Here is a 22,138-nt window from a genome sequence, read left to right on the forward strand (position 1 = left end):
GCCGCCCCACACCTTGGGGAGACCCGGACGACGCGGGTCGCTGACGGCGTGGTGCGGGACGATCGAGTCCGCCGCTGCACGCCGTGCCAGCAGCAGCACCGTGCCCGGTATCGGGAGGTGCGCCGATGACCACCGTCACGGACCCCCGGCACACCGATCTCTACGTCAGTGCCGCCACCTTCCTCACGCAGTACGGTCTCCACCCCGACCCGGCGGCCTTCCTCTCCCACGGGTACGTCGATCTCTGTCTCGCCGCTTGGCCGGGCGCCTGCGGCGCGGAGCTGGACCTCGCCACCCGATGGGCGGTGTGGACGTGGATCGTGGACGACACCTTCGATACGGAGCTGCTGGGTGAATCGCGGCAGGTGGTGGGTGAGTTCGCCCTGTCACTCCTGCTCGTCGCGGGTGGCAGTACGCGGCCAGGGCCCGGCGATCATCCCGCCGTGCATGCGCTCGCCGCTCTCGCGGCGGATACGCGGGCGATGGTGCCGGAGTTCTGGTGGCAGCGGTATCTGACGCATCTGGAGGAGTGGGTGCACGCCGCCTGCGCCAAGCTGGTCGACTTCGTGCAGCCGCGGCGCACGCCCACCCTGCGCGAGTACCTGCTGCTCCGGCCGACCGACGGCGGCATGGTGCTCGCCGCGATGTGGTGCGAACTGGCCGGGCGGTGCGTCACGCCCGACTGGCACGACGCACTGGTGCAGTCCCTGCTGGCCGACTGGACGCGGGTCAGCTCCCGCTACCTTCCCGGCTCGGCAGGCTCCAAGTCCGATCCGACGCAAGGAGAGAGATGGCCGGCTATCTCACCGTCCTGACCACCACCGACAGTGCCGCACGCGCCGAGGAGCTCGCCCGGGCCGGGGTCGGTGGGCGGGTTGCGGCGTGCGCGCAGATCGACGGGCCGATCACGTCGGTGTACTGGTGGCAGGGCGCCCTCCAGACCGACCAGGAGTGGCGGGTGCTCTACAAGCTGCCGGCCGAGCGGTTCGGCGAGCTGCAGCGGATCATCACGTCGGTGCACACCTACGAGACACCCGAGATCATCGCCACCGAGATCACGCACGGCAGCGCGGAGTACCTGCGATGGATCACCGCGGAGACCAGCGCCTGATCACCCACGGATCCAACCAGGTGTCGAGCTTCGCGAGTTGGACGCCCCAGGCGCCCGCGTCCTCGCGCGCTCCCCCGACCCGCTCCCTGCCGCCGCTACCGCGCCCCCACCCGGCCACCGGCCGACCGCCGGGTGTACTCGTCGGCCGTCGCGCGCAGGGCCTGGAGCAGCGCGGCCACCGGGGTGACCTTGGCCATGTCCGGCCAGAGCAGCGCGAAGACCCGCCGGGCCGGCCAGTCCCGCAGCGGGCGGGCCACCACGCGGGGGTCGGTGTGTGCGCCGACGCCCAGCTCGTTCATGATCGCCACCCCGATCCGGTTGGCCACCAGGCAGTGGATGGTCAGCTGGTCGTCGGAGGTCGCGGCCACCCGCGGGGTGAAGCCCGCCTGGCGGCAGGCGGCCAGGAACCGGGCACGCCCGCTCTCCAGCACCCAGCGCTCCTCCGCCAGGTCGGCCAGCTCGACGGTCGACGCGGCGGCCAGCGGGTGGTCCGCGGGCAGCAGCACGCAGCGCCGGTCGCTGAGCAGCGGCACGCGCAGCAGTCGCGGGTCCGGCAGCAGGCCCTGCCCCTCGCGCGGGCCCGCCCCCTCGCCGTCGACCTGGCCGATCTCCAGGTCGCACATCATCGCCAGATCGACCTCGCCGCCCAGCACCAGTTGGTGCGAGACGGGGCACTCCGTCTGGGTGACGACCACCTCCAGCTCGGGGTGGGTGCGCCGCAGGCTGCCCAGCGCGGCGGGGACCAGCGCCACGCAACCGCTCTGCATCGCGGCCAGCCGGACCTGGCCGCCGCCGGTGGAGGTGAGCGTGGAGACCTCGTCGGCGGCGGTGCGCAGTGCGGCGAGCACCGTCTCGGCGTGCCGGGCCAGGGTCTGCCCGACCTCGGTGAGCCGCACGCCACGGCCGCTGCGGGTGACCAGCGCCGCGCCGACGGTCCGTTCCAGGGTCCGCATCTGGTAGCTGATGGCGGGCTGGCTGTAGCCGAGGGCCTCGGCGGCGGCGGTGTAGGTGCCGGTGCGGGCCACCTCGGAGAGGACCTGGAGTTGGCGGAGATCAAACACCGGAAAAGAATAAATGATGTTTATCAATCTGCATGAAAAGCCCTACTGGACATATGAGTTTCCCGCCCGCCATGCTGTGCGGACGCGATGCGAGGAAGCGAAAGGGTAGGTATCCGAGATGCGTCCCGACCATCCCACCCAGCCCCCCGCCGACTCGACCGCCGCCCCCGGCCAGGACCCGGCCGTCCTGGTGCGCCTGACGAAGGTCAACAAGTCCTTCGGCGACCACCAGGTGCTCCACGACATCGACCTCGACGTCCACTCCGGCGAGGTCGTGGTCCTGCTCGGTGCCTCCGGCTCGGGCAAGTCCACGCTCTGCCGCTGCGTCAACCGGCTGGAGACGATCGACTCCGGCAGCATCACCCTGGACGGCGTCCCGCTGCCGGCCGAGGGGCGCGAGCTGGCCCGGCTGCGGGCCCAGGTGGGCATGGTCTTCCAGTCGTTCAACCTGTTCGGCCACAAGAGCGTGCTGGACAACATCACCCTGGCCCCGGTCCGGGTCAACGGCGTCCCGCGCGAGCAGGCCGTCGAGCGGGCGCGCGAGCTGCTCGCCCGGGTCGGGCTCGCCGAGAAGGCGGACGCCTACCCGGCCGAGCTCTCCGGCGGGCAGCAGCAGCGGGTGGCGATCGCCCGCGCGCTGGCCATGGGCCCGCGGCTGCTGCTCTTCGACGAGCCGACCTCGGCGCTCGACCCGGAGATGATCAAAGAGGTGCTCGACGTCATGGTCGAGCTGGCCGCCGAGGGCATGACCATGCTCGTGGTCACCCACGAGATGGGCTTCGCCCGCCGCGCCGCCGACCGGATCGTCTTCCTGGACCAGGGCCGGATCCTGGAGACCGGCACGCCGCAGGAGTTCTTCAGCGCCCCGCGGACCGAGCGGGCCAGGGACTTCCTCTCCAAGATCCTCAGCCACTAACGCATCTGACGCACCGTCACCATCTCGCACAGCGACGGAGGACACCACGCCCATGAAGGCGAGAATACGTACGTCGGCGCGCACCCTGGCCGCCACCGCGCTGACCGCCGCCCTGGCCACCGCCCTGGCCGCGTGCGGTTCGTCCGGCAGCCTGCCCGCGCCGAGCGGCTCCGGCTCGCACCCCGCCGGCGCGCCGACCTTCCAACAGGTCATCGACGGCGCCCCGGTGGCGCCCGACTCGGCCATCCCGGCCGGCAGCCTGATGGCGAAGATCAAGGCGCGCGGCACGCTGAACGTCGGCGGGACCGACGCCTCGGCGCTCTTCTCGCTCAAGGACCCGGTCACCGGCAAGCTCACCGGCTTCGACGCCGGACTCGCCCAGATGCTCGCCAAGTACATCACCGGCAAGCCCAGCGTGAACCTGGTGCTGGTCACCGCGGACACCCGCGAGACGCTGCTGCAGAACGCCACCGTCGACAGCGTCTTCGCCACCTACACGATCACCCCCGCGCGGGCCCAGAAGGTCGCCTTCGCCGGTCCGTACTACTCCTCGGGTGACGCGATCCTGGTGGCCAAGGGGAACACCTCCATCACCAAGGTGGCCGACCTGGCCAACAAGACGGTCTGCACGGAGTCGAGTTCGACGGCCGCCAACGACCTCAAGCAGTACGCGCCCAGCGCCCACGTGATCCTCTTCCAGACCAACGCCGAGTGCGAGCAGGCCGTCGAACAGGGCCGCGCCGACGCCTACGTGCTGGACCAGGCGCTGCTGCTCGGTGACCAGGTCCGCGACCCGAAGGTCAAGGTGGTCGGGCAGCCGTTCACCACCGAGCCCTACGGGATCGGCCTGCCGCTGGCCTCGCCCGAGATGAAGACCTTCGTCAACGACTGGCTCAAGACCCTCGAGTCCGACGGCGAATGGACCAAGCTCTGGCAGTCCACCATCGGCACCGTGCTCAGCGGTGACGCGCCGACGCCGCCGGCGATCGGCTCCGCACAGGGCAGTTGACGGTCTTGCCCGCCGGACTCCACGAGACGCTCGGGCCGCTCGGCCACGGCCTGCAGCTCACCCTCGCCATGACGGCGATCGCCTTCACCGGCGCGCTGGGCCTGGGTGTGCTGCTGGCCGTGTGCCGGATCAGCCCCGTGCCGCCGCTGCGCGCGCTGGGCACCGCGTACGTCACGGTCTTCCGCAACGTGCCGCTGCTGGTGCTGCTGGTGCTCTTCGTCTTCGGCCTGCCGGACGTCGGCCTGCTCTTCTCGCTCTTCGCCACCGTGACGCTGACCATGGCGCTGTACTGGGCGGCGTTCATCTGCGAGGTGCTGCGGGCCGGCATCCGCACCGTGCCCCTCGGTCAGGCCGAGGCCGCCCGCGCGCTGGGGCTGACCGCCACGCAGAGCATCCGGCACATCATCCTGCCGCAGGCGCTGCGCTCGATGGTGCAGCCGCTGGCCAACGTCTTCATCGCGGTCGCGCTGAGCACCTCGCTGGCCGCGGCCGTCGGGGTGGCCGAGATGACCGGCCAGGCCCAGTTCGTGACCCTCAAGTACGACCAGCCGCTGACCAGTTTCGCCGCGACCACGGTGGTGTACGTGCTGATCACGCTGACCTCCGGCCTGATCGCCGGACGGATCGAACGAAAGGTGGCGATCCGGCGATGAGCGACGAGAGCCGCCTGCTCTTCGACGAGCCGGGCCCTCGGGCCCGGCGCCGGATCAGGATCGCCACCGGTGCCTCGCTGGTGGCGATCGCCGGCCTGCTCGCCCTGGTGCTGCGCCAGTTCGCCGACCACGGGCAACTGGCCGCCGACCAGTGGTCGATGTACGGCAAGTGGCCGATCATCCGCTTCCTGCTCGACGGCATCGAGAAGACCCTGCTGGTCACGGTGGTCGGCGCGGCCATCGCCTTCCCGCTGGGGGCGCTGGTCGCGCTGGTGCGCCTGAGCCGCAGCCGGGTGGCCCGCGCGCTCGCCCGCGGCTACGTGGAGCTGTTCCGCGCCGTGCCGCTGCTGCTGCTCCTCTACGTCTTCCTGTTCGCGCTGCCGCGGGCCGGGCTGACCTTCCCGATCTTCTGGCAGCTGCTGATCCCGATCGCACTGAGCAACGTGCCGGTGGTCGCGGAGGTCTTCCGGGCCGGCGTGCTCGCCCAGCCGCGCGGCCAGGCGGAGGCGGCCCAGAGCCTGGGGATGACCTACTGGCAGGCGATGCGCTGGGTGGTGCTGCCGCAGGCCGTCCGCAAACTGCTGCCCGCCCTGGTCAGCCAGTTGGTGCGGCTGCTCAAGGACTCCTCGCTCGGCTATGTGGTCAGCTACCTGGAACTGCTGCACCAGACCCAGGTGTTGGGCGAGTACTACCACACCGTGCTCTCCAGCTACCTGGTCGGCGCCGCCTGCTACGTCCTGATCAACGCGAGCCTGTCCTGGCTCGCCGGGCGCCTGGAACGCCGCCAGCGCGGCTGACGCGCCGTCACTTCTCCCTGCAAGCTGAAAGGATCCGGCATGTGCCGCCTGCTCGGCGTGGTCACGCACGTCCCGACGCCGTTGGCCGACGCGCTGACCGACCTGATCGAGCCGTTCGCCGGGCTCTCCCGCGAACACCGTGACGGCTGGGGCATCGCGGCCTGGCAGGCCGACGGCGAACTCGCGGTCGGCCGGGACCTGTTGCCCGCCCATGCGAGCCCCGCCTTCACCCGGACGCTGGCCGACTCGGTCACCGACGCCGCCCTGCTGCACATCCGGATGGCCAGCCCCGGCCTGGCGACCGAGCCGGGCAACACCCACCCGTTCACCGCCGGCGCGCTCGCCTTCGCGCACAACGGGTACTTCGCGCCGCGCGACGCGCTCGACGGGCTGATCGACCCCGACCTGCTGGCGGGCGCCGGCGGGAGCACCGACTCCGAGCGCTACTTCCTGCGGGTGCTCACCCGGCTGCACGACCAGGACCCGGTCGACGCGCTCGCCCTGGCCGCCGCCGACATCCGCGCCCGCGCCGACTTCGCCAGCCTCAACTGCCTGCTGCTCACCCCCGACGCGCTCTACGCCTACGCGGAGGAGAACCCGGACTCGGAGGTCAGCCGGCGCCGCGGCCCGGACTTCTTCCGGCTGCGCTACCAGGCCCGGGCCGACCGCGTGGTGGTCGCCTCCAGCGGGATCGGAGCGCAGGACGACGGCAGTTGGTCGCTGCTGCCCTACCGGCAGGTGCTGGAGATCCGCCGCGGCGACCTGCGGATCTCCACCCACCTGGTGCGGGCGGGCCTGGCCGCCGCCACCTTTTGAGCCAAATCCCCTCGTCCGGCGGTTTCTCCGGCTTCCACCCGGCAGGATGACACGCGGCCCGGGTTCACCACCCCGCCGGGCCGTCCCCCGAACGGAAGGGAACAGCTATGCGTGGGAAGGGCTCACGGCAGGCGCTGGTGGTGGCCGCCGCCTGCGCCGCCGCGATCGTCCTCGCACCGGCCGCACACGCACAACAACCGGCACGGGCGCAGGCACAGGCGCAGGCGCAGGCAGAGGCAGCAGCGCGGACAGCCAAGGCCGACCCCGGCCCCCTGGAGGAGTCCGTCTCGGTGACCCGGGCGGACGGCCGGGTGGCCGAGTTCGCGATCTTCTCGCTGCCCGGGAACACTCCCAACGAGCGGCTCTTCTACCGCACCCAGTCCACCCCGGGCGGCTCCTGGGGCGACTGGAGCCAAGTCCTCGACACCCCGGTGAACTTCCAGAACCCGGTGCTGTCGGCCGGGGTCGACGCGGACGGCCGCCTGGAGGTGTTCACCGTCGAGTACGAGACCTCCACCGTGGTGCGGATCGCGCAACTCGCCCCGGACGGCGCCTGGTCGGCGCCGACGGCCTTCGGCCCGGGATCCGCGGGCATCCCGAGGTTCTTCGGCTACCCGACGGTGTTCCAGCGCGCCGACGGCTCGCTCGCCTTCTTCGAGGTCTACGACATCGGCAGCGTGCCCGAGCTCTACGTCGACGAGCAGGACGCCAGCGGCAGCTGGGGCAGCTGGACCGACCTGGGCGCCGGCCCCGAACCCGAGTCGGTCGGCACCCCGACCAAGGTCACCCAGGCCGCCGACGGCACCCTCACCGCCGTCGCCCACCTGTGGGACGCCTCCTCCGGGTACTACTGCGAGATCTCCGAGCTCACCCCGGGCGGCCCCTGGGGCGCCTGGCACAGCTGCACGACGGACGGCTGCACCGGCGGCTGACCACGCGGGCCGCTGCGCGGGCGGTTCACGCACCGCCCGCGCAGCACACCATGACGCTCCGTCAGGCGAACAGCCCCGCGGCCAGCGTGTCCGCCGGTCCGGGCACCCCCGGCAGCGCGAAGAAGTAGCCGCCGCCGGTGGGCGAGATGTAGTCGACCAGCGGCTCCCCGGCCAGCCGCTGCTGCACGGTCTGGAACTGCCGGGCCACGTCCTGCTGGTAGCAGCAGAAGACCAGCCCCACGTCCAGGTTGCCGTTCAGGTCGATCCCCCGCTCGTAGTTGTAGCCCCGGCGCAGGATCTGCTGGTCGAACGTGTCGGGCGTGCGCGGATTGGCCAGCCGGATGTGCGCGTTCATCGGGATCAGCAGGTTCTGCGGATCGGCCGGGTAGTTGGGGATGTCGCTCTCCTTGGTGCCGTCCAGCGGCGCGCCGGAGTCGCGGCGACGGCCGATCATCCGCTCCTGCTCGTTCAGCGAGACCCGGTCCCAGAACTCGACCAGCATCCGGATGATCCGCACCACCTGGTACGACCCGCCCTCCACCCAGGCCGGTTCGCCGTTCGCCCCGCCGTGCGTCCACAGCACCTGGTCCGCCAGCGTGCGGTTGCCCGGGTCGGGGTTGGCGATGCCGTCCTTGAAGCCGAGCTGGTTGCGCGGGGTGCCGCTGGGACGCGGCGCGGCGTGGAACCCGTCGACCTTCCAACTCGCCTGCATGGCACCGCGGGTGTGCTTGGCGATGTCGCGCAGTGCGTGCATCACGGTGTCCCGCGAGTCGGCGCAGATCTGCAGCATCAGGTCGCCGTGCAGCTCCTTGGAGCCGACCAGGTCGTCGTCCGGGAAGGCGGGCATCGCCACCAGCTGGGCGGGCTTGCGCGCGGCCAGCCCGTAGCGGCCGTCGAAGAGCGAGGCGCCGACGCTCACCGTGACGGTCAGACCGTCGTTGGGCAGCACCGGCCCCAGGGTGGCGCTATCGGTGGGCGGCGAGGCGAGGTCGGTGGCCGGCACCGGGCCGCCCACGGTCAGCGCGCGGATCCGCTCGGTCAGCGTCCGGAACAGCTCCTGGAGCCCCGGCCGGTCGGTGGCCAGCACGGTGAACGAGACGAACGAGGCGGCCGCCTGCTGCGGCGTGCTGATGCCCGCCTGGTGCTGCCCGTGGAACGGGATCGCCCGCCCGGACGGACCGGGTGCCGGATCCGCCGCGGCACTGCCCGCGAACGCCCCGGCCAGCGCCCCGGCCCCGACCGCCCCACCGATCGTGGCCCCCCGCAGGAACGCCCGCCGCCGCAGCGTCGGCCCCGCCATCGGACAGGCCGCGGGCAGCTGCTGCCCGGCCGAACCGGGCTGTTCCTCGGGCGAGTCGGTCTCGGTCATGCGTGGTTCCTCGGGGTGAGCAGGTTGGGCAGGGCGGCGAGTTGCTCCAGGAGCCCGCCGAGGTCGGCGTTCAGCCGCTGGCGCTGGGCGGTACCGAGCCTGCTCAGGGCGGGCCAGGAGCCGTCGGCGGCGCGGTAGCCGGCCACCTCGCTCTGGTAGGCGGCCAGTTGGCCGTTGAGCCGGCCGAGCAGGTCGGCGTCCAGCTCCTGGACGACCGGGGCGATGGTGCCGAGCACCTCCTGGGTGCCCTGGATGTTGGCGTCCAGGGTGGCCAGGGTGCTGTCGCTGCCGTAGTCGGCGATGCCGCCGAGCTGGAACTGCAGCGCGTTCTCCAGGATCTCGTGGGCGCGCAGCGGCAGGTTGCCCGGGTCGGTGTCCTCGCTGGGGAAGTCGTCGATCAGACCGCTCGCGTCGGTCACCAGCTGCTGGCTGAGCGGACGCACCTGCTCGGCGGTCCAGCCGTGCCACAGGGCGTGCTCCAGCGCGAAGAAGCCGGTCCAGCCCGGGGTGTCGACGCCCTGCGGCAGGCCGTTGGCCATGCCGTTCAGCGCGTCGTCGTAGTCGCCGAAGGAGTTGTAGGCGGCGCCCAGGCGCTCGTAGTCCAGGTGGGCGGGCAGCCAGTCGGCGCGGGCCGCGTCCAGGTCGCCCCGGGCCACGTCGGCGTCGAGGGTCCGGGCGGCGGCGAGCAGCGTCGGCAGCGCCGCGGTGACGTAGGCGCGGTAGGCGTTGACCGGTCCGGTCAGCTCCTTGTCCGACATCGGGCGGTAGCCGGCCACCGCGTCCGCGGCGGTGCCGTCCAGCCGGATCGCGCTGCTGGTGGCCACCGGGCCGCTGGAGAAGACGCAGCGGACGGCGTACTGGCCGCCGTTCAGGGTGGTGTCCAGCGGCAGCGTCCTGCCCGGGCCGAGCCAGGGGATCTCCGCGTAGGCGAGGGTGCCGTCCGGGGAGACGACGTAGACCGTGACGAAGACCTTCGAGTTGTTGGTGACGTCGAAGGAGAGCCGGCCCGCGGGCAGCGTGGCGGGCGGTGCGCCGCAACCGGTGGTGTCCACCGCCAGCTTGCCGCCCGGCGGGTGCGCCTGGCCGTCGGCGGGCGCGGAGCCGAGCAGGGTGGCGGTGCCCAGCACGAGGACGCCGAGCAGCGCGGCGCGCAGCCGGCGCCCGGACCGGGGGCTGGGGCGGGCGGCGGGTGGGGAAGGCGTTCGCTCCGGCATGGCTGGCGGGGTCCTTCGGTCGGGCGGGGGTACCGGGCCCCGCACGCGGGGCCCGGTACCGGACGGATGACCTGGTGGTCGCTGTGCTCAGCGGCGCACGGGCCTGTCGGACAAGCCCTGGGCGGCCGGTGTCAGTCCCAGATGTCGGTGATCGGCGCGGCGCTGCTGCTCTGGCCCGCCAGCGGCAGCCCGTACGCCTGCTCCAGGGTGGCGAGCACGTTGTAGTGGTTGATCTGCTCGCTGTACTGGCCCGGCTGGACGTGGGCGCCGACGAAGATGGTGGGGATCTGGTTGCTCTCGGTGTAGTCGTCCTCGTCCCAGGTGACCACCAGCAGGCTGTTGTTCTGCTGGGCCCAGGTGGCGTACGCGGAGAGGTTGTTCTGCAGCCAGGAGTCGCCGTCGGCGATGGTGCCGTCGTGCATGTCGTCGTCCAGGTTCGGGATCACGAACGACACGGTGGGCAGCGTGTTGTAGTCCGTGGGGAACGCGGTGAACGGCTGCTGGTCGGCGGTCGGGACGTTGCTGAAGTTGGCCCACGGCGCGTGCTTACGGGCGTACGCGCCCGAGGTGCACTTGGTGGAGCCGACCGAGGGCAGGCCCTCCGAGTAGCCCTTGAACGTCTTTCCGGCGGCCAGCAGTTCGGAGCCGAGGTTGGCGGTCTTGCCCTCGCTCACCGGGCAGGAGTCGGCGCTCAGACCGAAGGTGCTGCCGCCGAAGATCGCCATGTAGTTGGGCTCGCTGGGGTGCGAGACACCGAACGAGGAGGTCATCAGCGCGCCCTGGCCGGCCAGCGAGTTGATGTAGGGGGCGTCACTGGTGTCGCCGATGATGTCGTCGTAGGAGTGGTTCTCCTCCATCACGACCACGATGTGCGAGAACGCCGGAACGGCGGCGGCGCTGACGCTCGCGCCGGCGGCGACGGCGGAACCGCTGGTGGACAGGGCGGCGGTGAGCGCCACGGCACTCGTCATGGCGACGGCGCACAGCCCGGCAAGACGCGACCTCGAACGCATGAAGACTCCAGGGAGGAACGAGCCAGGCCCGGTTGCCGGCTCGGGGAGAAGAGGGTGCGGAGCCCGCCGCACCGCTGGGGCGGCTGCGGATGCGACGGCGGTACGGGGGCGTTGGCCGGGCGGCGCGATCCGCCCGGCTTCGGTGCGGATAAAGCGTAGAGGCGAGCGGCGGCGCCGTAGTTGTCGGTGGACTGGCGAAATAGTGAACTTCATGGGGCGGTGTGGCGGCGGTGAACTTCTCCTTCCTTAAGGTTTACCCACGGGTCCGAGGCGTAGTGGGAGGCATGGTGGAGCTGCGGTACCTGAAGTACTTCCTGGCCGTCGCCGAGACCGGCAGCTTCACCCGGGCGGCCGCCGACTGCTTCGTCGCCCAGTCCGCGCTGAGCCAGCAGGTCGCCCGGCTGGAGGGCGAGGTCGGCGCCCGGCTCTTCCACCGCACCAGCCGCTCGGTGCGGCTGACGGCGGCCGGCGAGCTGCTGGTCCCGCTGGCCCGCCGGATCCTGGCCGAGGTCGACGACGCCCGCGCCGAACTGGACGCCCTCACCGGCCTGCGCCGCGGGCGGCTGCGCCTGGGGCTGATCCAGACCGCGGGCGGCGCGACGGACGTGGCCGCGGTGCTCGGCGAGTACCGCCGCCGGTATCCGGGGATCGAACTGCACGTGCGCACCGCGCCCAGCACCGAGATGGTCGCCGCGGTCGCCGAGGGCACCCTGGACCTCGCCGTGGTCGGCCTGGTCGCGGACCGGGCGACCCCGGCCGGCCTGGTGCGGCAGGTGCTGGCCCGCGACCCCCTGGTGGCCGTCGTCCCCGGCGCCCACCCGCTGGCCGGGCGCGCGCGGATCGCGCTGACCGAGCTGGCCGGGGCCGCCGGGGAGTACCCGACGCTGATCCAGGGCGCCCGGGGCACCGGCCTGCGGCACCAGGTGGAGGCGGCCTTCGCCCGGGCCGGGCTGGCGGCGGACCAGTCCTTCGAGATCGGCCAGATCCACGACATGGTCCGCCTCGCCGCCGCCGGGGTCGGCATCACCGTGGTGCCGCGCTCGGCGGTCCGCGGCCCGGGTTCGTGCGAGTCGCTGACCACGGGCGCGGCCGTCCTGGCGCTGACCGACGAGCAGGCGGTGAACGAGGTCTCGGTCGTCCACGACGCCGCCCGGCTGTCCCCGGCGGGGGCGGCCTTCCTGGCAGTCCTCGGCATCGGCCGCGTCGACTGATCTGCCTGAACCGCTGATCTGTCCGACCGATCGCTGAGAGCTGTTTCATCTGTTGGACGGATGGGTGGCTCCGGCGGCAGGCTGGAGCCACCCACCCAGTCCGCCGCCGGATCCCGGAGTCCCGCCATGCCCGTCGCTACCACGAGCCCCGCCACCCGCTCCACCGTGCTGCACGAGGCGTACCGCACGCTGCGCCCCGGCCCGGGTGCGCCGCACGGGCCGCTGCCGCCGCTGCTGCTGGCGCTGACCGTGGTCACCGGGCTGGTCGACGCCTTCAGCTACCTGGCGCTCGGCCATGTCTTCGTGGCCAACATGACCGGGAACGTGGTCTTCCTCGCGCTCACCCTCGGCGGCGCCCCCGGCTTCTCGCTGAGCGCCTCGCTGCTCGCCCTGGCCGCCTTCGCCGCCGGGGCCTTCGCCGGCGGCCTGCTCGTGCACCGGCTGCGGCGCCATCAGGGGCGGGTGCTGCTCGCGGCCCTGCTGCTGCAGAGCGTCCTGGTACTCGGCGCACTGGTCACCGCCTGGCTGTCCGCCGCGCCCTTCCCGTCCCCCGCCCGGCAGGTGCTGATCGTCCTGCTCGGCCTGGCCATGGGGCTGCAGAACGCCGCCGCCCGCGCACTGGCGGTGCCCGACCTGACCACCACCGTGCTGACCCTCACCATCACCGGCATCGCCGCCGACAGCCGGGCCGCGGGCGGGGCGGGCAGCCGGATCGGGCGCCGCCTGCTCTCCGCCGCCGCGATGTTCCTCGGCGTCCTGGCCGGCGCCCTCTTCCTGCACCACCAGGCCCCCGTCCTTCCCCTCCTCTCGGCCGCCCTGCTGCTCCTGGCCACCGCGGCCGCCACGGCAACGGCAGTCCACCGCGCCGAGCGCACCAACGCCCCCTGGGCCCAGCTCCGCTGACCGACGGTCGGCCGCCGACCACCCCGCCCCTGCTTGCCCGAGCAAGTTCTTGCTCGGGCAAGCAAACTGCTCTACAGTCTTGCTCAGGCAAGCAAGAACTTGCTCGGGCAAGCAGGAGGGTGTGGGGAATGGGCCGGACGTTCACCGAGTCGGGGCGCCGAGCACAGATCGTGCAGGCCGCGATCGAGGTGGCCGCCGAAGTCGGCTACGCGAAGGCCTCGTTCAGCCGGATCGCGAAGCAGGCCGGACTGAGCAGCACCGGGATGATCTCGTACCACTTCGCCGGCAAGGACGACCTGATGCACGAGGTCGTCGCCGAGGTGACCCGGGTGACCACCGAGTTCATGGCGCCCAGGGTCAGCGCGGCCGAGGGTGCGCGCGAACGGTTGCGGACGTTCATCGAGTCCAACATCGAGCTGCTCTCGGTCTGCCCCCAGCACCTGAAGGCGCTGATCGAGGTCCTGCCCAACCTGGGCGGGGACGATCCGACCCGGGCAGGCTACAACGCCGCCGTCCAGCTGGTGATCGACAGCCAGGAGCAGGCGGTCCACGCGGCACAACGGGCCGGCGAGTTCCGGGAGTTCGACGCCCGGGTGATGCTCACCGCCCTGCGCGGGGCCATCGACGCCGTGGTGCTGCGCTGGGTGGGGGATCCGGAGTTCGACGTGGCCCGGGCGGGCCGGGAGCTGGCCGACATCTTCGACCGGGCGACCCGCGCCGAACCGTAGCGGGACAGTCCGCACGGACACGCAGGACAGGGGAGGAAGCACGTCATGGGAGGGACGAACGTGATGGGGGAGAACGTGAACACGTCGACCGAGCAGGAAGCCGCTGCGCCGGCCGCCGCGGCCGAGGCCGAGGCCGCACCGAGCGCCGGGCCGAGCACTGGGCCGAGCACTGGGCCGAGCGCCGGGCCGAGCGCCGCGGAGAAGGCCCGCGCCGCCAGGCGGCAGCTGACCAAGTCGCTGGTCTTCGAGCTGGCCGTGCCGCTCGGCGGCTACTACCTGCTGCACGGGGTGGGGCTCAGCCAGTGGGCCTCGCTGCTGATCAGCAGCCTGTTGCTGGTGCCGTGGCTGGTGCTCGGGATGGTCCGCAGCCGCCGGGTCGAGGTGATGCCGGTCTTCACGCTGGTGCTGATCGTGGTCGGCGCGCTGATGTCGATGGTCAGCGGCAGCCCCCGGGTGCTGCTGGTGCGCGACAGCTGGGTGTTCGGCGTGATCGGGATCTGGGTGCTGGGCACCCTGGCGACCCAGCGCCCGTTCATGCTGACCGCGGCGCGGTCGATCGTCGCCACCAAGATCGGTGAGGCGGGCGCCGAGGAGTGGGTGGGCCGCTGGGCCTACGACGCGACCTTCCGCCACCACATCCGCACGCTCACCACCGTCTGGGGCCTCGGGTTCACCGTCGACGCCGTCATCCGGGTGGTGCTGGCCTACACGCTGCCGGTCGACCTCGTGCCGCTGGTGAGCTCGCTGCAGTGGCTGGTGGTGCTGGGCGGTCTGTTCGGCTTCCACTTCTGGTACGTCAACCGCAACGGTCTGAAGGTCTGATCCGCGATGAGCACCGACACCACGATCGTCTCCACCCCCGGCACCGCCGCCCGGCACGACGACCGCGACAACCGCGCCGACCGGCTGGACGCCGACGTGCTGATCGCCGGCGCCGGCCCCACCGGCCTTCTGCTGGCCAACGAGCTGCGGCTGGCCGGGATCAGCACCCTGGTGGTCGAGCGGCTGACCGAACGCTCCGGCCAGTCCAAGGCGTTGAGCCTGCAGCCGCGCTCGGCCGAGATGCTCCAGCTGCGCGGCTGGCTGGAGCCGCTGCTCAGCCGGGCGGTGGACACCGTCCCCGGCGGCCACTTCGCCGGACTCCCGCTGGACTACGGGGTGTTCGACTCCCCCTTCCCCTACCAGGTGGGCATCCCGCAGGCCCGGGTCGAGGGCTTCCTGGAGGAGCTGCTCGGCGAGCACCGGGTGCCGGTGCGGCGCGGGTGCGAGCTGCTCGACCTCGTCCAGGACGAGACCGGCGTGACCGTCACGGTCACCGGCCCGGACGGCCAGGGCGGCCCGGACGGCCAAGGCAGCCCGGGCGCCCCGGACCGCACCGACGGCTCGGCCGTCCCGCAGCGGCTGCGGGCCCGCTACCTGGTGGGCACCGACGGCGGGCGCAGCACGGTGCGCCGCCTGCTGAAGGTGGGCTTCCCCGGCCGGGACGGCCGCGTCTCCATGGTCGTCGCGGACGTCGTCCTGGAGACCCGCCCCGAGGAGTCCACCGACTGGCGGCTGCCGGAGCTGGCCTCGGACGCCGGCGGCCTCTGCGTGGTCCTGCCGCTCGACGAGGGCCTGCACCGGGTGCTGTTCACCGGCCCCGAGCAGCAGCAGCTGGAGCGCACCGCACCGGTCGCCGGGGCCGAGGTCGCCACCGCGCTGCACCGCCACCACGGCGAGCGCTACCGGCTGCGCGAGCTGCGCATCGCCTCGCGGTTCACCGACGCCTCGCGGCAGGTGGAGCAGTACCGCACGGGGCGGGTGCTGCTGGCCGGGGACGCCGCGCACATCCACACCCCCGCGGGCGGGCAGGGGCTGAACCTCGGCCTCCAGGACGCCTTCAACCTCGGTTGGAAGCTCGCCGCCACCCTGAACGGCTGGGCCCCCGCCGACCTGCTGGACAGCTACCACACCGAGCGCCACCCGGTGGGGGCGCAGGTGCTGGAGAACACCAGGGCGCAGGGCGTCCTGCTGGTCCCGGACATCGACGTGCAGGGGCTGCGCGCCATCGTGGCCGGGCTGCTGACGGAGGAGCAGGCCAACCGGCGGATCGCCGGGATGATCTCGGGCCTGGGCATCCGCTACGAGCTGCCCGGCTCCCCCGCGCACCCGCTGCTGGGCGCCCGGCTGCCGAGGCTCGAACTGCCCGCCGGACGGGGGCTGCTGCTGACCCGCGGCGAGCGCCCGGACCTGGCGGCCGTGCTGGCGCCGTGGGCCGACCGCGTCGACCGGGCGGTCGCCCCGGAAGCCTTCACCAGTGCCCGGGCCGATGACCGGGCCGATGCCCAGGGCGGTGCCCAGGCCCTGCTGGTCCGCCCCGACGGCTACGTCTGCTGGGTCGGGCAGGACGCCGCCGACCAGCCGCAGGCAGCGCTGCGCACCTGGTTCGGCGACCCCTGCGAGCTCCCGCTCCCCAGCAGCAGGCGCTAGATCAGCCCCCGGCGCAGCGCGTAGGCGACGGCGTGCGAGCGGTTGCGCAGGCTCAGCCGGGTGGTGAGGCCGTGCAGCACGTTCTTCACCCAGCGCTCGGAGTAGCCGAGGGTGTCGGCGATCTCCGCGGTGTCCAGACCGTCGGCGACCAGCCGCAGGATCCCGGTCTCCCGCTCGCTCAGCGCGCCCGCGGCATCGTCCACCGCCTGGGCCGTCGCCCCCGCCGCACCGGCCCCGGCCCCCGCGGCCGCGCCCGCACCGCCCGACGCGCCCGCGCCCGCGCCCGGCCGCCCGGTGCGGCCGACCTGGTCGAGCAGCCGGGAGAGCAGGTCGGTCGGCAGCGAGTTGCGGCCGGTCTGCGCGCTGTGGACCGCCTTCAGCAGGCGGGCCTGGGTCACCTCGTGCCGCCACAGGATGGAGGTCACCCCGCAGCTCACCACGTCGAGCAGCTCGGCCTCCTGGAGCCGGCCGAGGATCAGCACCAGGCGCAGCCGGGGATCGGCGGCCAGCAACCGCGCCTCGCGCAGCAGCTCGGGGCTGACCGAGTCGGCGAGCTGGACCACCGTGCAGCGCAGGCCCGGCGGCCGGTCGTCGACCAGGGTCACCCCCGGGACGGCGCGCAGGTAGCTCTGCAGACCGGCCCGGGCGATCGGATCGGCGGCTCTGGTCAGCACCATGACGTCCGGCACCGGCCCCCCGCCCTTCTTGACCATCCGTCCCGGGGGCACCGTGCGAACGTCGGAACACGCCTGGCGCTGCCCGCGCAGCAGCTGTCCGGCCGTCACCTGAGCACTCATCTCACGCCCCTCTTTCCTCCCCCGCCGCATAGCGGCCGGATGACCGCGCTATCAGGGGTAACGGATGACGGTGGGGGAAACGCTCAGTACACATTCGGATCCGTGGCCGTCAGCCGGCCGATATCCGGCCTGAATACGACGCAACGGCGCCCGGCCCAGGAGCTCTCCCCAGGACCGGACACCGTTGCGGCACCCGCGCGCACCCTCGCGGTGATTGGCTCAATCGTTGCGGGCCACCTCCGGTCCGGTGATCCGCCGCAGCAGCGGCAGGGTGGCGGCGATCACCCCGAGCCCGGCGGCCAGCCCCAGGACGACCATCAGGTAGTAGTCGCCGCCGGGGGCCCGGAGCGTGTAGTCGAGCTGCGCCTTCAGGAAGAGCGCGGCGGCCAGGAATCCGGTCCCGATCGCCACCGCGGCGACCACGAAGAGCGGCACCGCACTCTCCAGCAGCACGATCCGGCGCAGCACCGCCAGCCGCACCCCGGTCAGCCGCAGCAGGCTGAACGGGCGCTTGCGGTCGGCCAGACCGCCAGCCACGCTCACCGCCAGGCTGCAGCCGGCGATCGGGAAGCTGACGCCGATCACCACGTCGGCCAGCCGCTGGAAGCCGGCGAGTTCCTGCGCCCTGCGCGCGCGGTCCTCGCCGATGGTCACGGGCGGGCTCTCGCCCGGGTAGGCGCGCACCAGCAGGGTCCGGGCCCGCTCGATCGCCGCTGTCGAACCGTCGGTGGCCACGTCGATCTCCTGGACCCGGGTGTCCTGCTGGAGCTGCGCGACGGAGTCCGTGGCGGCCGGCCAGACCGTCGGCCAGGGCGGTGCGTCGGGGCCCTGCAGGCCGATGATGTCGAAGGCCGAGTTGACCGCCGCCGTCTGCGCGCCGGCCGGGCAGGTGCCGAAGGCCGACGGCAGGGTGGCCAGCTGCGCGCAGGTCACCAGGCCGCCGCCGTAGCCGGGCCCGCGGACGTAGCTCGGGTCCTCGTGGTTGACCAGCACACCCTGCACGCCCGGGATCGCCCGCAGTTCGGTCAGCACCGCGTCCGGCGGCGGGGTCACCGTGTTGATCTGCCGGCCCTGGTTGTCGAAGTCGATGTAGTCGGCGATCAGGGTGTTGCGGATCGCCGCGCTGCCGCCCGGAATGCCGCGCTCGGCGACCATCGAGGTGATCACCCCGACCGCGCCGCTGGTGACGCAGAGCGCCAGCACCAGCCCGCTGACCGCCCGGAAGCCGCCCTTCGGGTCGTCCGCCAGGCGCCGCCCGGCGACCAGACGGTCCGGCCGGCTGGTCCCCCTGGCCATCAGCCGGCCGCCGGCCATGGTCAGCCACGGCCCGGCGACCACGATCCCGGCCAGCACCAGCAGGATCCCCGTCAGGAACGCGTAGGTCTGGCCGTCGATGGTCGCGGGACGCCGGCCGATGAAGTAGCCGAGTTCCAGCAGGCCGCCGACCAGCGGGATCACCCGGTAGGCCCGCGGCGGGCGCGGCGTGACCCGCCGGCTGACGCCCAGTGGGGAGATCTGCACCCGGCGCAGCGCGATCCGGGCCGAGACCGCGGCTGCGACCGGCACGCCGAGGGCGACCACCAGCACGTCGGCCGGGCTGAGCGCCAGGTCGGCGCGGAAGAAGAGCGTGCCGGTGAAGTTCACCGACGCCAGCTCCGGCCGCACCAGGAGGTACAGGGCGAAGCCGACCAGAACACCGGCCACCGTGGCCACCGTGGACTCGACGGCCGAGACCACCGAGATCTGCCGGGGCGTCGCCCCCACCAACCGCATCGCGGCGAACCGCTGCTCGCGCCGGGTGGCTGCGAGCCGGGTGGCCGTGCCGATCAGGATCAGCACCGGGAAGATCAGCGCGGCGGCCACCACCGAGAGGATCAGGTTCATGCCGCTGTGGTCGGTGCCCACCACACAGCCGCTGGAGCAGTCGGCCGGCGAGAGGCCCGAGATCGCGGTCAGCTTGCGGGCCTGGTGCCCGGCGGCGAGCTCGTCGGGCCGGTGGCCGACCATGATGATCAGCGAGTCCGGGCCGGGTAGCGCCTTGTCGCCGATGGTGCCGATCAGGCGGCCGGGGTAGCGGTCGGCGAGCTGCGCGGCCGGGACGGTGCGCAGCAGCTCGGCGAGCGCCGGCGAGGCGTAGTACTCGCCGGGGCCCGGCAGGCGCGGGATGCCCGGCGGGACGGGCGAGTTCGGCCCGGTGGCGGCCACATCGACCCGGCCCAGGATGGTGCCCTTGTAGCTGTCCGCGCCGATCTGCCACCACAGCGGGTCCACCCGCGCGCCGGTGGTGCCGGTGGCCGCCTGCGGGCTCGCCGTCGAGCCGACGGACCCGGCGGCGGCACCCGCTTCGGCGGAGGCGTCGCCCGAACCGGCGAAGACTCCCCCGCTGTTGAGCCAGGCGTTGCGGTCGTTCTGGGTGGTGACGGCGTTGGTCGCGGCGAGCGTGCTGAGCAGCAGGCCCACCCCCAGGGCGGTGGCCGCCGCGATGACGGCCAGCCGCGCCGCCGCCTCCCGTCCGCCGCCCACCGTCAGCCGCAGACCGAGCCTGATCATCGCCAGGCGTATCACGAGGCCACCCGCCCCAGCGAGAACCCCGAGACCTTGCCGTCCCGCACCACGACCTCGCGGTCCGCGCAGGCCGCCACCCGGGGCTCGTGGGTCACGATGACCACGGTGGTGCCCTGCTCCCGGGCGGAGGTGACCAGCAGCTCCATCACCTGCTCGCCGGTGAGCGAGTCCAGCGACCCGGTCGGCTCGTCGGCGAAGAGCACGTCCGGCTTGGCCACCAGGCCCCGGGCCAGCGCGACGCGCTGGGCCTGACCGCCCGACAGCTCCCCCGACCTGCGCCCCTGAAGACCCTCCAGCCCGAGTCGCTCGAACCAGCCGCGCGCCTCGGCCAGCGCCGCGGACCGACGCGCGCCACCGAGCAGCAGCGGCAGCGCCACGTTCTCCTCGGCGGTCAACTCCGGCACTAACTGGCCGAACTGGAAGACGAACCCGAACCGGTCGCGCCGCAGCTCGCTGCGCTCGGTCTCGCGCAGCTGGTCCACCCGCCGGCCGTCGAAGACGATCTCCCCGCTGTCGGGGGTCAGGATGCCCGCCAGGCAGTGCAGCAGCGTCGACTTGCCCGACCCGCTCGGCCCCATGATGGCCAGGATCTCCCCCCGCGCCACCCCCAGGTTCGCCCCGCGCAGCGCGGGCGTCCGACCGAACGAGAGCACCGCCTCGCGCGCCTCGACCAGGAACTCGCTCATCCGAGCACCTCCGCCTTGAGCGCGCCGAGCCGGGCCGAGGTGATCTCGATCCAGCGCAGGTCGGCCTCCAGGTGGAACATCCCGTGGTCGGCGAGGAGCTTGTCGACCAGCGGACCGGTGCGCTTGATCTCCATCAGCTCCCGCATCCGCTGCACGTGTGCCGCCCGCTGCACGTCGAGGTACGCCTCCGCGTCGCGCCCCAGCATCAGCGCCAGCACCACCTTGGTGAACAGCACCGTCTGCAGGTGCGGTTCGGCCTCGATCGGCTCGGCGAGCCAGCTCTGCAACTCGGTGGCCCCCTTGTCGGTGATCACGTACCGCTTGCGGTCCGGCCCCGCCCCCGGCTCCGCCGGCCCCACCACCACCTTCCCGTCCCGGGCCAACCGCCCGAGCGTGGAGTACACCTGACCGATCAGCAGCGGCTTGCCCCGCCCGAAGTACGTGTCGTAGTCGCGCTTGAGGTCATACCCATGGCTCGGCTCCCGTTCCAGCAGCCCGAGCAGTGCGAGAGGAACTGTCATAACCGAGTGTCTACACTGAGTGTGTACACCGCGTCAATCGACTCCGCCGCTGCCTGCCGGCCCTCCTGATCGTGTGTCATGTCGTGACGCGGCCTGGAAAGGCGATCGGACACCTGGAATGAATCGGCACAGGGCCGGGTTCTCCTGGCGCGCCGGTGATCACGGCCGGCGGCTACGGACGACCTTTGGGGGATTTCATGGCGCAGGGAGCAGGAGAGGTCCACGGGACGGTGGCCGAGGGGTTCGAGGCGGTGCGGGCGGAGTTCGCGGCGTTCGTGGGCGCCGAGCCCGTCGATCCGGGCGCGCAGCTGGCCGCCTATCAGGACGGTCGCCTGGTGGTCGACTTGTGGGCGGGCGAGGTCACCGGCGATTCGCTCAGCGGTGTCTTCTCGGTGACCAAGGGCGCCGCGTACCTGGTCACGGCCCTGCTGGTGGAGGAGGGCCTGCTCGAACTCGACCGCACGGTAGCGGACTACTGGCCGGAGTTCGCGGCCCACGGCAAGGGCGCGGTGACGCTGCGCCAGCTGCTCTCGCACCGCTCCGGGGTGATCGGCGCGGACGACGGCTTCGCCGCCGAGGAGCTGGCCGACGACCGGATCATCGCCGAGCGACTGGCCGGGCAGCGCCCGTTCTGGCAGCCGGGCACGGCCCACGGCTACCACGCGCTGGCGATCGGCGCGCTGGTCGGCGAGGTGGTACGGCGGGTGACGGGCAGCAGCGTCCAGGAGCTCTACGAGGAGCGGGTCCGGGCCCCGTACGGTCTCGACTTCTACCTCGGCCTGCCGGAGTCGGAGCGGCACCGCCACCGCGACGTGCTGCCCATGCTGCCGACCGCCGAGCAGCAGGCCACCATGGCCGCCAGTGCCCACCCCGGGCGCTACAACCGCCTGGCGATCGCCTTCAACACCAGCGCCGACCCCGCCTTCGACCTGGTCGCCTTCGTCAACTCGCGCACCGCGCTGGCCAAGAGCCCGGCCTCGGTCGGCGGCGTCGGCAACGCGCGCGGCATCGCCGGGATGTACGCGGCGATGCTCGGCGGCTTCAACGGCCGCGGCCCGCTGCTCAAGGCGGACACGGTGCGCGACTTCGCCCGGCCCCAGTCGGTCGGGGAGGATCTGGTGGCGGGCGGTTCGGCGAGCTACGCCCTCGGCTTCCAGGCGCTGGGCCTGGAGTACCCGGCGCTGGGCGCGGACACCTTCGGCCACGCCGGCGCGGCCGGCGCCCTCGCCTTCGGCGACCCGCGCACCGGCCTGGCCTACGGCTACACCCGCCGCCGCTTCGCCTTCCCGGGCGGCCCCGCGCCGGAGAACGAGCGGCTGGCCCGCGCCGTCTACCAGGCCGCGATCGCCTGACGGTCGGCGTGACGG

22 protein-coding genes are annotated in these 22,138 nt (G+C 72.9%); 14 read left to right on the plus strand and 8 right to left on the minus strand.

Features of this window, described 5'->3' with window-relative positions:
• The first annotated feature begins 125 nt into the window (after positions 1-125).
• Positions 126-815 carry a terpene synthase family protein gene (locus OG500_RS10260; RefSeq protein ID WP_329578927.1) on the plus strand — a complete coding sequence of 230 codons (690 nt, stop codon included), beginning with the start codon at positions 126-128 and terminating at the stop codon, positions 813-815.
• Complete coding sequence (cutA, locus tag OG500_RS10265) at positions 791-1,111, plus strand: divalent-cation tolerance protein CutA (RefSeq protein ID WP_329578929.1); 321 nt, start codon at positions 791-793, stop codon at positions 1,109-1,111. Before OG500_RS10260 ends, cutA begins: the two co-directional genes overlap by 25 nt.
• Positions 1,112-1,206: 95 nt before the next feature.
• On the opposite strand, the gene OG500_RS10270 is transcribed toward cutA, so the two are convergent.
• On the minus strand, positions 1,207-2,172 hold the full coding sequence (locus OG500_RS10270) for a LysR family transcriptional regulator (protein ID WP_329578934.1): 966 nt from the start codon (positions 2,170-2,172) through the stop codon (positions 1,207-1,209).
• 118 nt (positions 2,173-2,290) lie between these two features.
• Between OG500_RS10270 and OG500_RS10275 the strand changes: the two genes are divergently transcribed.
• The 6 genes from OG500_RS10275 to OG500_RS10300 all read left to right on the plus strand — a co-directional run bounded on the left by OG500_RS10275 (position 2,291) and on the right by OG500_RS10300 (position 7,295).
• Complete coding sequence (locus OG500_RS10275) at positions 2,291-3,088, plus strand: amino acid ABC transporter ATP-binding protein (protein ID WP_327066225.1); 798 nt, start codon at positions 2,291-2,293, stop codon at positions 3,086-3,088.
• A gap of 52 nt (positions 3,089-3,140) precedes the next feature.
• On the plus strand, positions 3,141-4,097 hold the full coding sequence (locus tag OG500_RS10280; protein WP_327066226.1) for a glutamate ABC transporter substrate-binding protein: 957 nt from the start codon (positions 3,141-3,143) through the stop codon (positions 4,095-4,097).
• Positions 4,094-4,750: an amino acid ABC transporter permease gene (locus OG500_RS10285; protein WP_327066227.1), complete on the plus strand. Its 657-nt coding sequence runs from the start codon at positions 4,094-4,096 to the stop codon at positions 4,748-4,750. The genes OG500_RS10280 and OG500_RS10285 overlap by 4 nt, the downstream gene beginning before the upstream one ends.
• Positions 4,747-5,547: an amino acid ABC transporter permease gene (locus OG500_RS10290; protein WP_329578939.1), complete on the plus strand. Its 801-nt coding sequence runs from the start codon at positions 4,747-4,749 to the stop codon at positions 5,545-5,547. Before OG500_RS10285 ends, OG500_RS10290 begins: the two co-directional genes overlap by 4 nt.
• Before the next feature lie 39 nt (positions 5,548-5,586).
• Positions 5,587-6,363: a class II glutamine amidotransferase gene (locus OG500_RS10295; protein ID WP_329578942.1), complete on the plus strand. Its 777-nt coding sequence runs from the start codon at positions 5,587-5,589 to the stop codon at positions 6,361-6,363.
• A gap of 107 nt (positions 6,364-6,470) precedes the next feature.
• Complete coding sequence (locus OG500_RS10300) at positions 6,471-7,295, plus strand: hypothetical protein (protein WP_329578945.1); 825 nt, start codon at positions 6,471-6,473, stop codon at positions 7,293-7,295.
• A 61-nt stretch (positions 7,296-7,356) separates the two neighbouring features.
• On the opposite strand, the gene efeB is transcribed toward OG500_RS10300, so the two are convergent.
• The 3 genes from efeB to OG500_RS10315 form a co-directional block, all read right to left on the minus strand.
• A complete protein-coding gene (efeB, locus tag OG500_RS10305; protein WP_327071495.1) occupies positions 7,357-8,595 on the minus strand; it encodes an iron uptake transporter deferrochelatase/peroxidase subunit in 1,239 nt (412 codons plus the stop codon).
• Between the two features lie 65 nt (positions 8,596-8,660).
• On the minus strand, positions 8,661-9,878 hold the full coding sequence (locus OG500_RS10310; RefSeq protein WP_329578946.1) for an EfeM/EfeO family lipoprotein: 1,218 nt from the start codon (positions 9,876-9,878) through the stop codon (positions 8,661-8,663).
• A 131-nt stretch (positions 9,879-10,009) separates the two neighbouring features.
• Positions 10,010-10,891, minus strand: coding sequence for an alkaline phosphatase family protein (locus OG500_RS10315; protein WP_327066232.1), 882 nt, complete (start codon positions 10,889-10,891; stop codon positions 10,010-10,012).
• Between the two features lie 284 nt (positions 10,892-11,175).
• Here OG500_RS10315 and OG500_RS10320 point away from each other — a divergent pair, with 284 nt between their 5' ends.
• From OG500_RS10320 to OG500_RS10340, 5 genes are all read left to right on the plus strand, one after another.
• Positions 11,176-12,102: a LysR family transcriptional regulator gene (locus OG500_RS10320; RefSeq protein ID WP_329578949.1), complete on the plus strand. Its 927-nt coding sequence runs from the start codon at positions 11,176-11,178 to the stop codon at positions 12,100-12,102.
• Between the two features lie 126 nt (positions 12,103-12,228).
• Complete coding sequence (locus tag OG500_RS10325) at positions 12,229-13,005, plus strand: YoaK family protein (protein ID WP_329578952.1); 777 nt, start codon at positions 12,229-12,231, stop codon at positions 13,003-13,005.
• A gap of 128 nt (positions 13,006-13,133) precedes the next feature.
• The gene (locus OG500_RS10330; protein WP_329578955.1) at positions 13,134-13,733 is read left to right on the plus strand and encodes a TetR/AcrR family transcriptional regulator; all 600 of its coding nucleotides are present in this window, start codon (positions 13,134-13,136) and stop codon (positions 13,731-13,733) included.
• 45 nt (positions 13,734-13,778) lie between these two features.
• The gene (locus OG500_RS10335; protein WP_329578958.1) at positions 13,779-14,555 is read left to right on the plus strand and encodes a VC0807 family protein; all 777 of its coding nucleotides are present in this window, start codon (positions 13,779-13,781) and stop codon (positions 14,553-14,555) included.
• Positions 14,556-14,561: 6 nt separating this feature from the next.
• Positions 14,562-16,202, plus strand: a complete 1,641-nt coding sequence (locus tag OG500_RS10340) for an FAD-dependent monooxygenase (protein ID WP_329578961.1) — start codon at positions 14,562-14,564, stop codon at positions 16,200-16,202.
• Here OG500_RS10340 and OG500_RS10345 read toward each other — a convergent pair.
• The 4 genes from OG500_RS10345 to OG500_RS10360 all read right to left on the minus strand — a co-directional run bounded on the left by OG500_RS10345 (position 16,199) and on the right by OG500_RS10360 (position 20,771).
• Positions 16,199-16,999 (minus strand): helix-turn-helix transcriptional regulator, encoded by an 801-nt coding sequence (locus OG500_RS10345; RefSeq protein WP_329578964.1) that lies wholly within the window; start codon positions 16,997-16,999, stop codon positions 16,199-16,201. The genes OG500_RS10340 and OG500_RS10345 overlap by 4 nt on opposite strands.
• 219 nt (positions 17,000-17,218) lie before the next feature.
• Entirely contained in the window at positions 17,219-19,549 is a 2,331-nt protein-coding gene (locus OG500_RS10350; RefSeq protein WP_329578967.1) for an FtsX-like permease family protein, read from the minus strand.
• An 11-nt stretch (positions 19,550-19,560) separates the two neighbouring features.
• Positions 19,561-20,250, minus strand: coding sequence for an ABC transporter ATP-binding protein (locus OG500_RS10355; RefSeq protein ID WP_329578970.1), 690 nt, complete (start codon positions 20,248-20,250; stop codon positions 19,561-19,563).
• The gene (locus OG500_RS10360) at positions 20,247-20,771 is read right to left on the minus strand and encodes a PadR family transcriptional regulator (RefSeq protein ID WP_327066241.1); all 525 of its coding nucleotides are present in this window, start codon (positions 20,769-20,771) and stop codon (positions 20,247-20,249) included. The genes OG500_RS10355 and OG500_RS10360 overlap by 4 nt, the downstream gene beginning before the upstream one ends.
• 197 nt (positions 20,772-20,968) lie before the next feature.
• On the opposite strand from OG500_RS10360, the gene OG500_RS10365 reads away from it, so the two are divergent.
• Complete coding sequence (locus OG500_RS10365) at positions 20,969-22,123, plus strand: serine hydrolase domain-containing protein (protein WP_329578975.1); 1,155 nt, start codon at positions 20,969-20,971, stop codon at positions 22,121-22,123.
• Positions 22,124-22,138: the final 15 nt, after the last annotated feature.

This window comes from Kitasatospora sp. NBC_01250, assembly GCF_036226465.1.
Lineage (GTDB): Bacteria > Actinomycetota > Actinomycetes > Streptomycetales > Streptomycetaceae > Kitasatospora.

Excerpts from the sequence above, each read along its gene's own strand:
- OG500_RS10260 (WP_329578927.1), top strand. The coding sequence starts at position 126 with ATGACCACCGTCACGGACCCCCGGCACACCGATCTCTACGTCAGTGCC.
- cutA (WP_329578929.1), top strand. The coding sequence starts at position 791 with ATGGCCGGCTATCTCACCGTCCTGACCACCACCGACAGTGCCGCACGC.
- OG500_RS10275 (WP_327066225.1), top strand. The coding sequence starts at position 2,291 with ATGCGTCCCGACCATCCCACCCAGCCCCCCGCCGACTCGACCGCCGCC.
- OG500_RS10280 (WP_327066226.1), top strand. The coding sequence starts at position 3,141 with ATGAAGGCGAGAATACGTACGTCGGCGCGCACCCTGGCCGCCACCGCG.
- OG500_RS10290 (WP_329578939.1), top strand. The coding sequence starts at position 4,747 with ATGAGCGACGAGAGCCGCCTGCTCTTCGACGAGCCGGGCCCTCGGGCC.
- OG500_RS10295 (WP_329578942.1), top strand. The coding sequence starts at position 5,587 with ATGTGCCGCCTGCTCGGCGTGGTCACGCACGTCCCGACGCCGTTGGCC.
- OG500_RS10300 (WP_329578945.1), top strand. The coding sequence starts at position 6,471 with ATGCGTGGGAAGGGCTCACGGCAGGCGCTGGTGGTGGCCGCCGCCTGC.
- efeB (WP_327071495.1), bottom strand. The coding sequence starts at position 8,595 with ATGGCGGGGCCGACGCTGCGGCGGCGGGCGTTCCTGCGGGGGGCCACG.
- OG500_RS10310 (WP_329578946.1), bottom strand. The coding sequence starts at position 9,878 with ATGCCGGAGCGAACGCCTTCCCCACCCGCCGCCCGCCCCAGCCCCCGG.
- OG500_RS10315 (WP_327066232.1), bottom strand. The coding sequence starts at position 10,891 with ATGCGTTCGAGGTCGCGTCTTGCCGGGCTGTGCGCCGTCGCCATGACG.
- OG500_RS10320 (WP_329578949.1), top strand. The coding sequence starts at position 11,176 with ATGGTGGAGCTGCGGTACCTGAAGTACTTCCTGGCCGTCGCCGAGACC.
- OG500_RS10325 (WP_329578952.1), top strand. The coding sequence starts at position 12,229 with ATGCCCGTCGCTACCACGAGCCCCGCCACCCGCTCCACCGTGCTGCAC.
- OG500_RS10330 (WP_329578955.1), top strand. The coding sequence starts at position 13,134 with ATGGGCCGGACGTTCACCGAGTCGGGGCGCCGAGCACAGATCGTGCAG.
- OG500_RS10335 (WP_329578958.1), top strand. The coding sequence starts at position 13,779 with ATGGGAGGGACGAACGTGATGGGGGAGAACGTGAACACGTCGACCGAG.
- OG500_RS10340 (WP_329578961.1), top strand. The coding sequence starts at position 14,562 with ATGAGCACCGACACCACGATCGTCTCCACCCCCGGCACCGCCGCCCGG.
- OG500_RS10345 (WP_329578964.1), bottom strand. The coding sequence starts at position 16,999 with ATGAGTGCTCAGGTGACGGCCGGACAGCTGCTGCGCGGGCAGCGCCAG.
- OG500_RS10350 (WP_329578967.1), bottom strand. The coding sequence starts at position 19,549 with ATGATCAGGCTCGGTCTGCGGCTGACGGTGGGCGGCGGACGGGAGGCG.
- OG500_RS10355 (WP_329578970.1), bottom strand. The coding sequence starts at position 20,250 with ATGAGCGAGTTCCTGGTCGAGGCGCGCGAGGCGGTGCTCTCGTTCGGT.
- OG500_RS10360 (WP_327066241.1), bottom strand. The coding sequence starts at position 20,771 with ATGACAGTTCCTCTCGCACTGCTCGGGCTGCTGGAACGGGAGCCGAGC.
- OG500_RS10365 (WP_329578975.1), top strand. The coding sequence starts at position 20,969 with ATGGCGCAGGGAGCAGGAGAGGTCCACGGGACGGTGGCCGAGGGGTTC.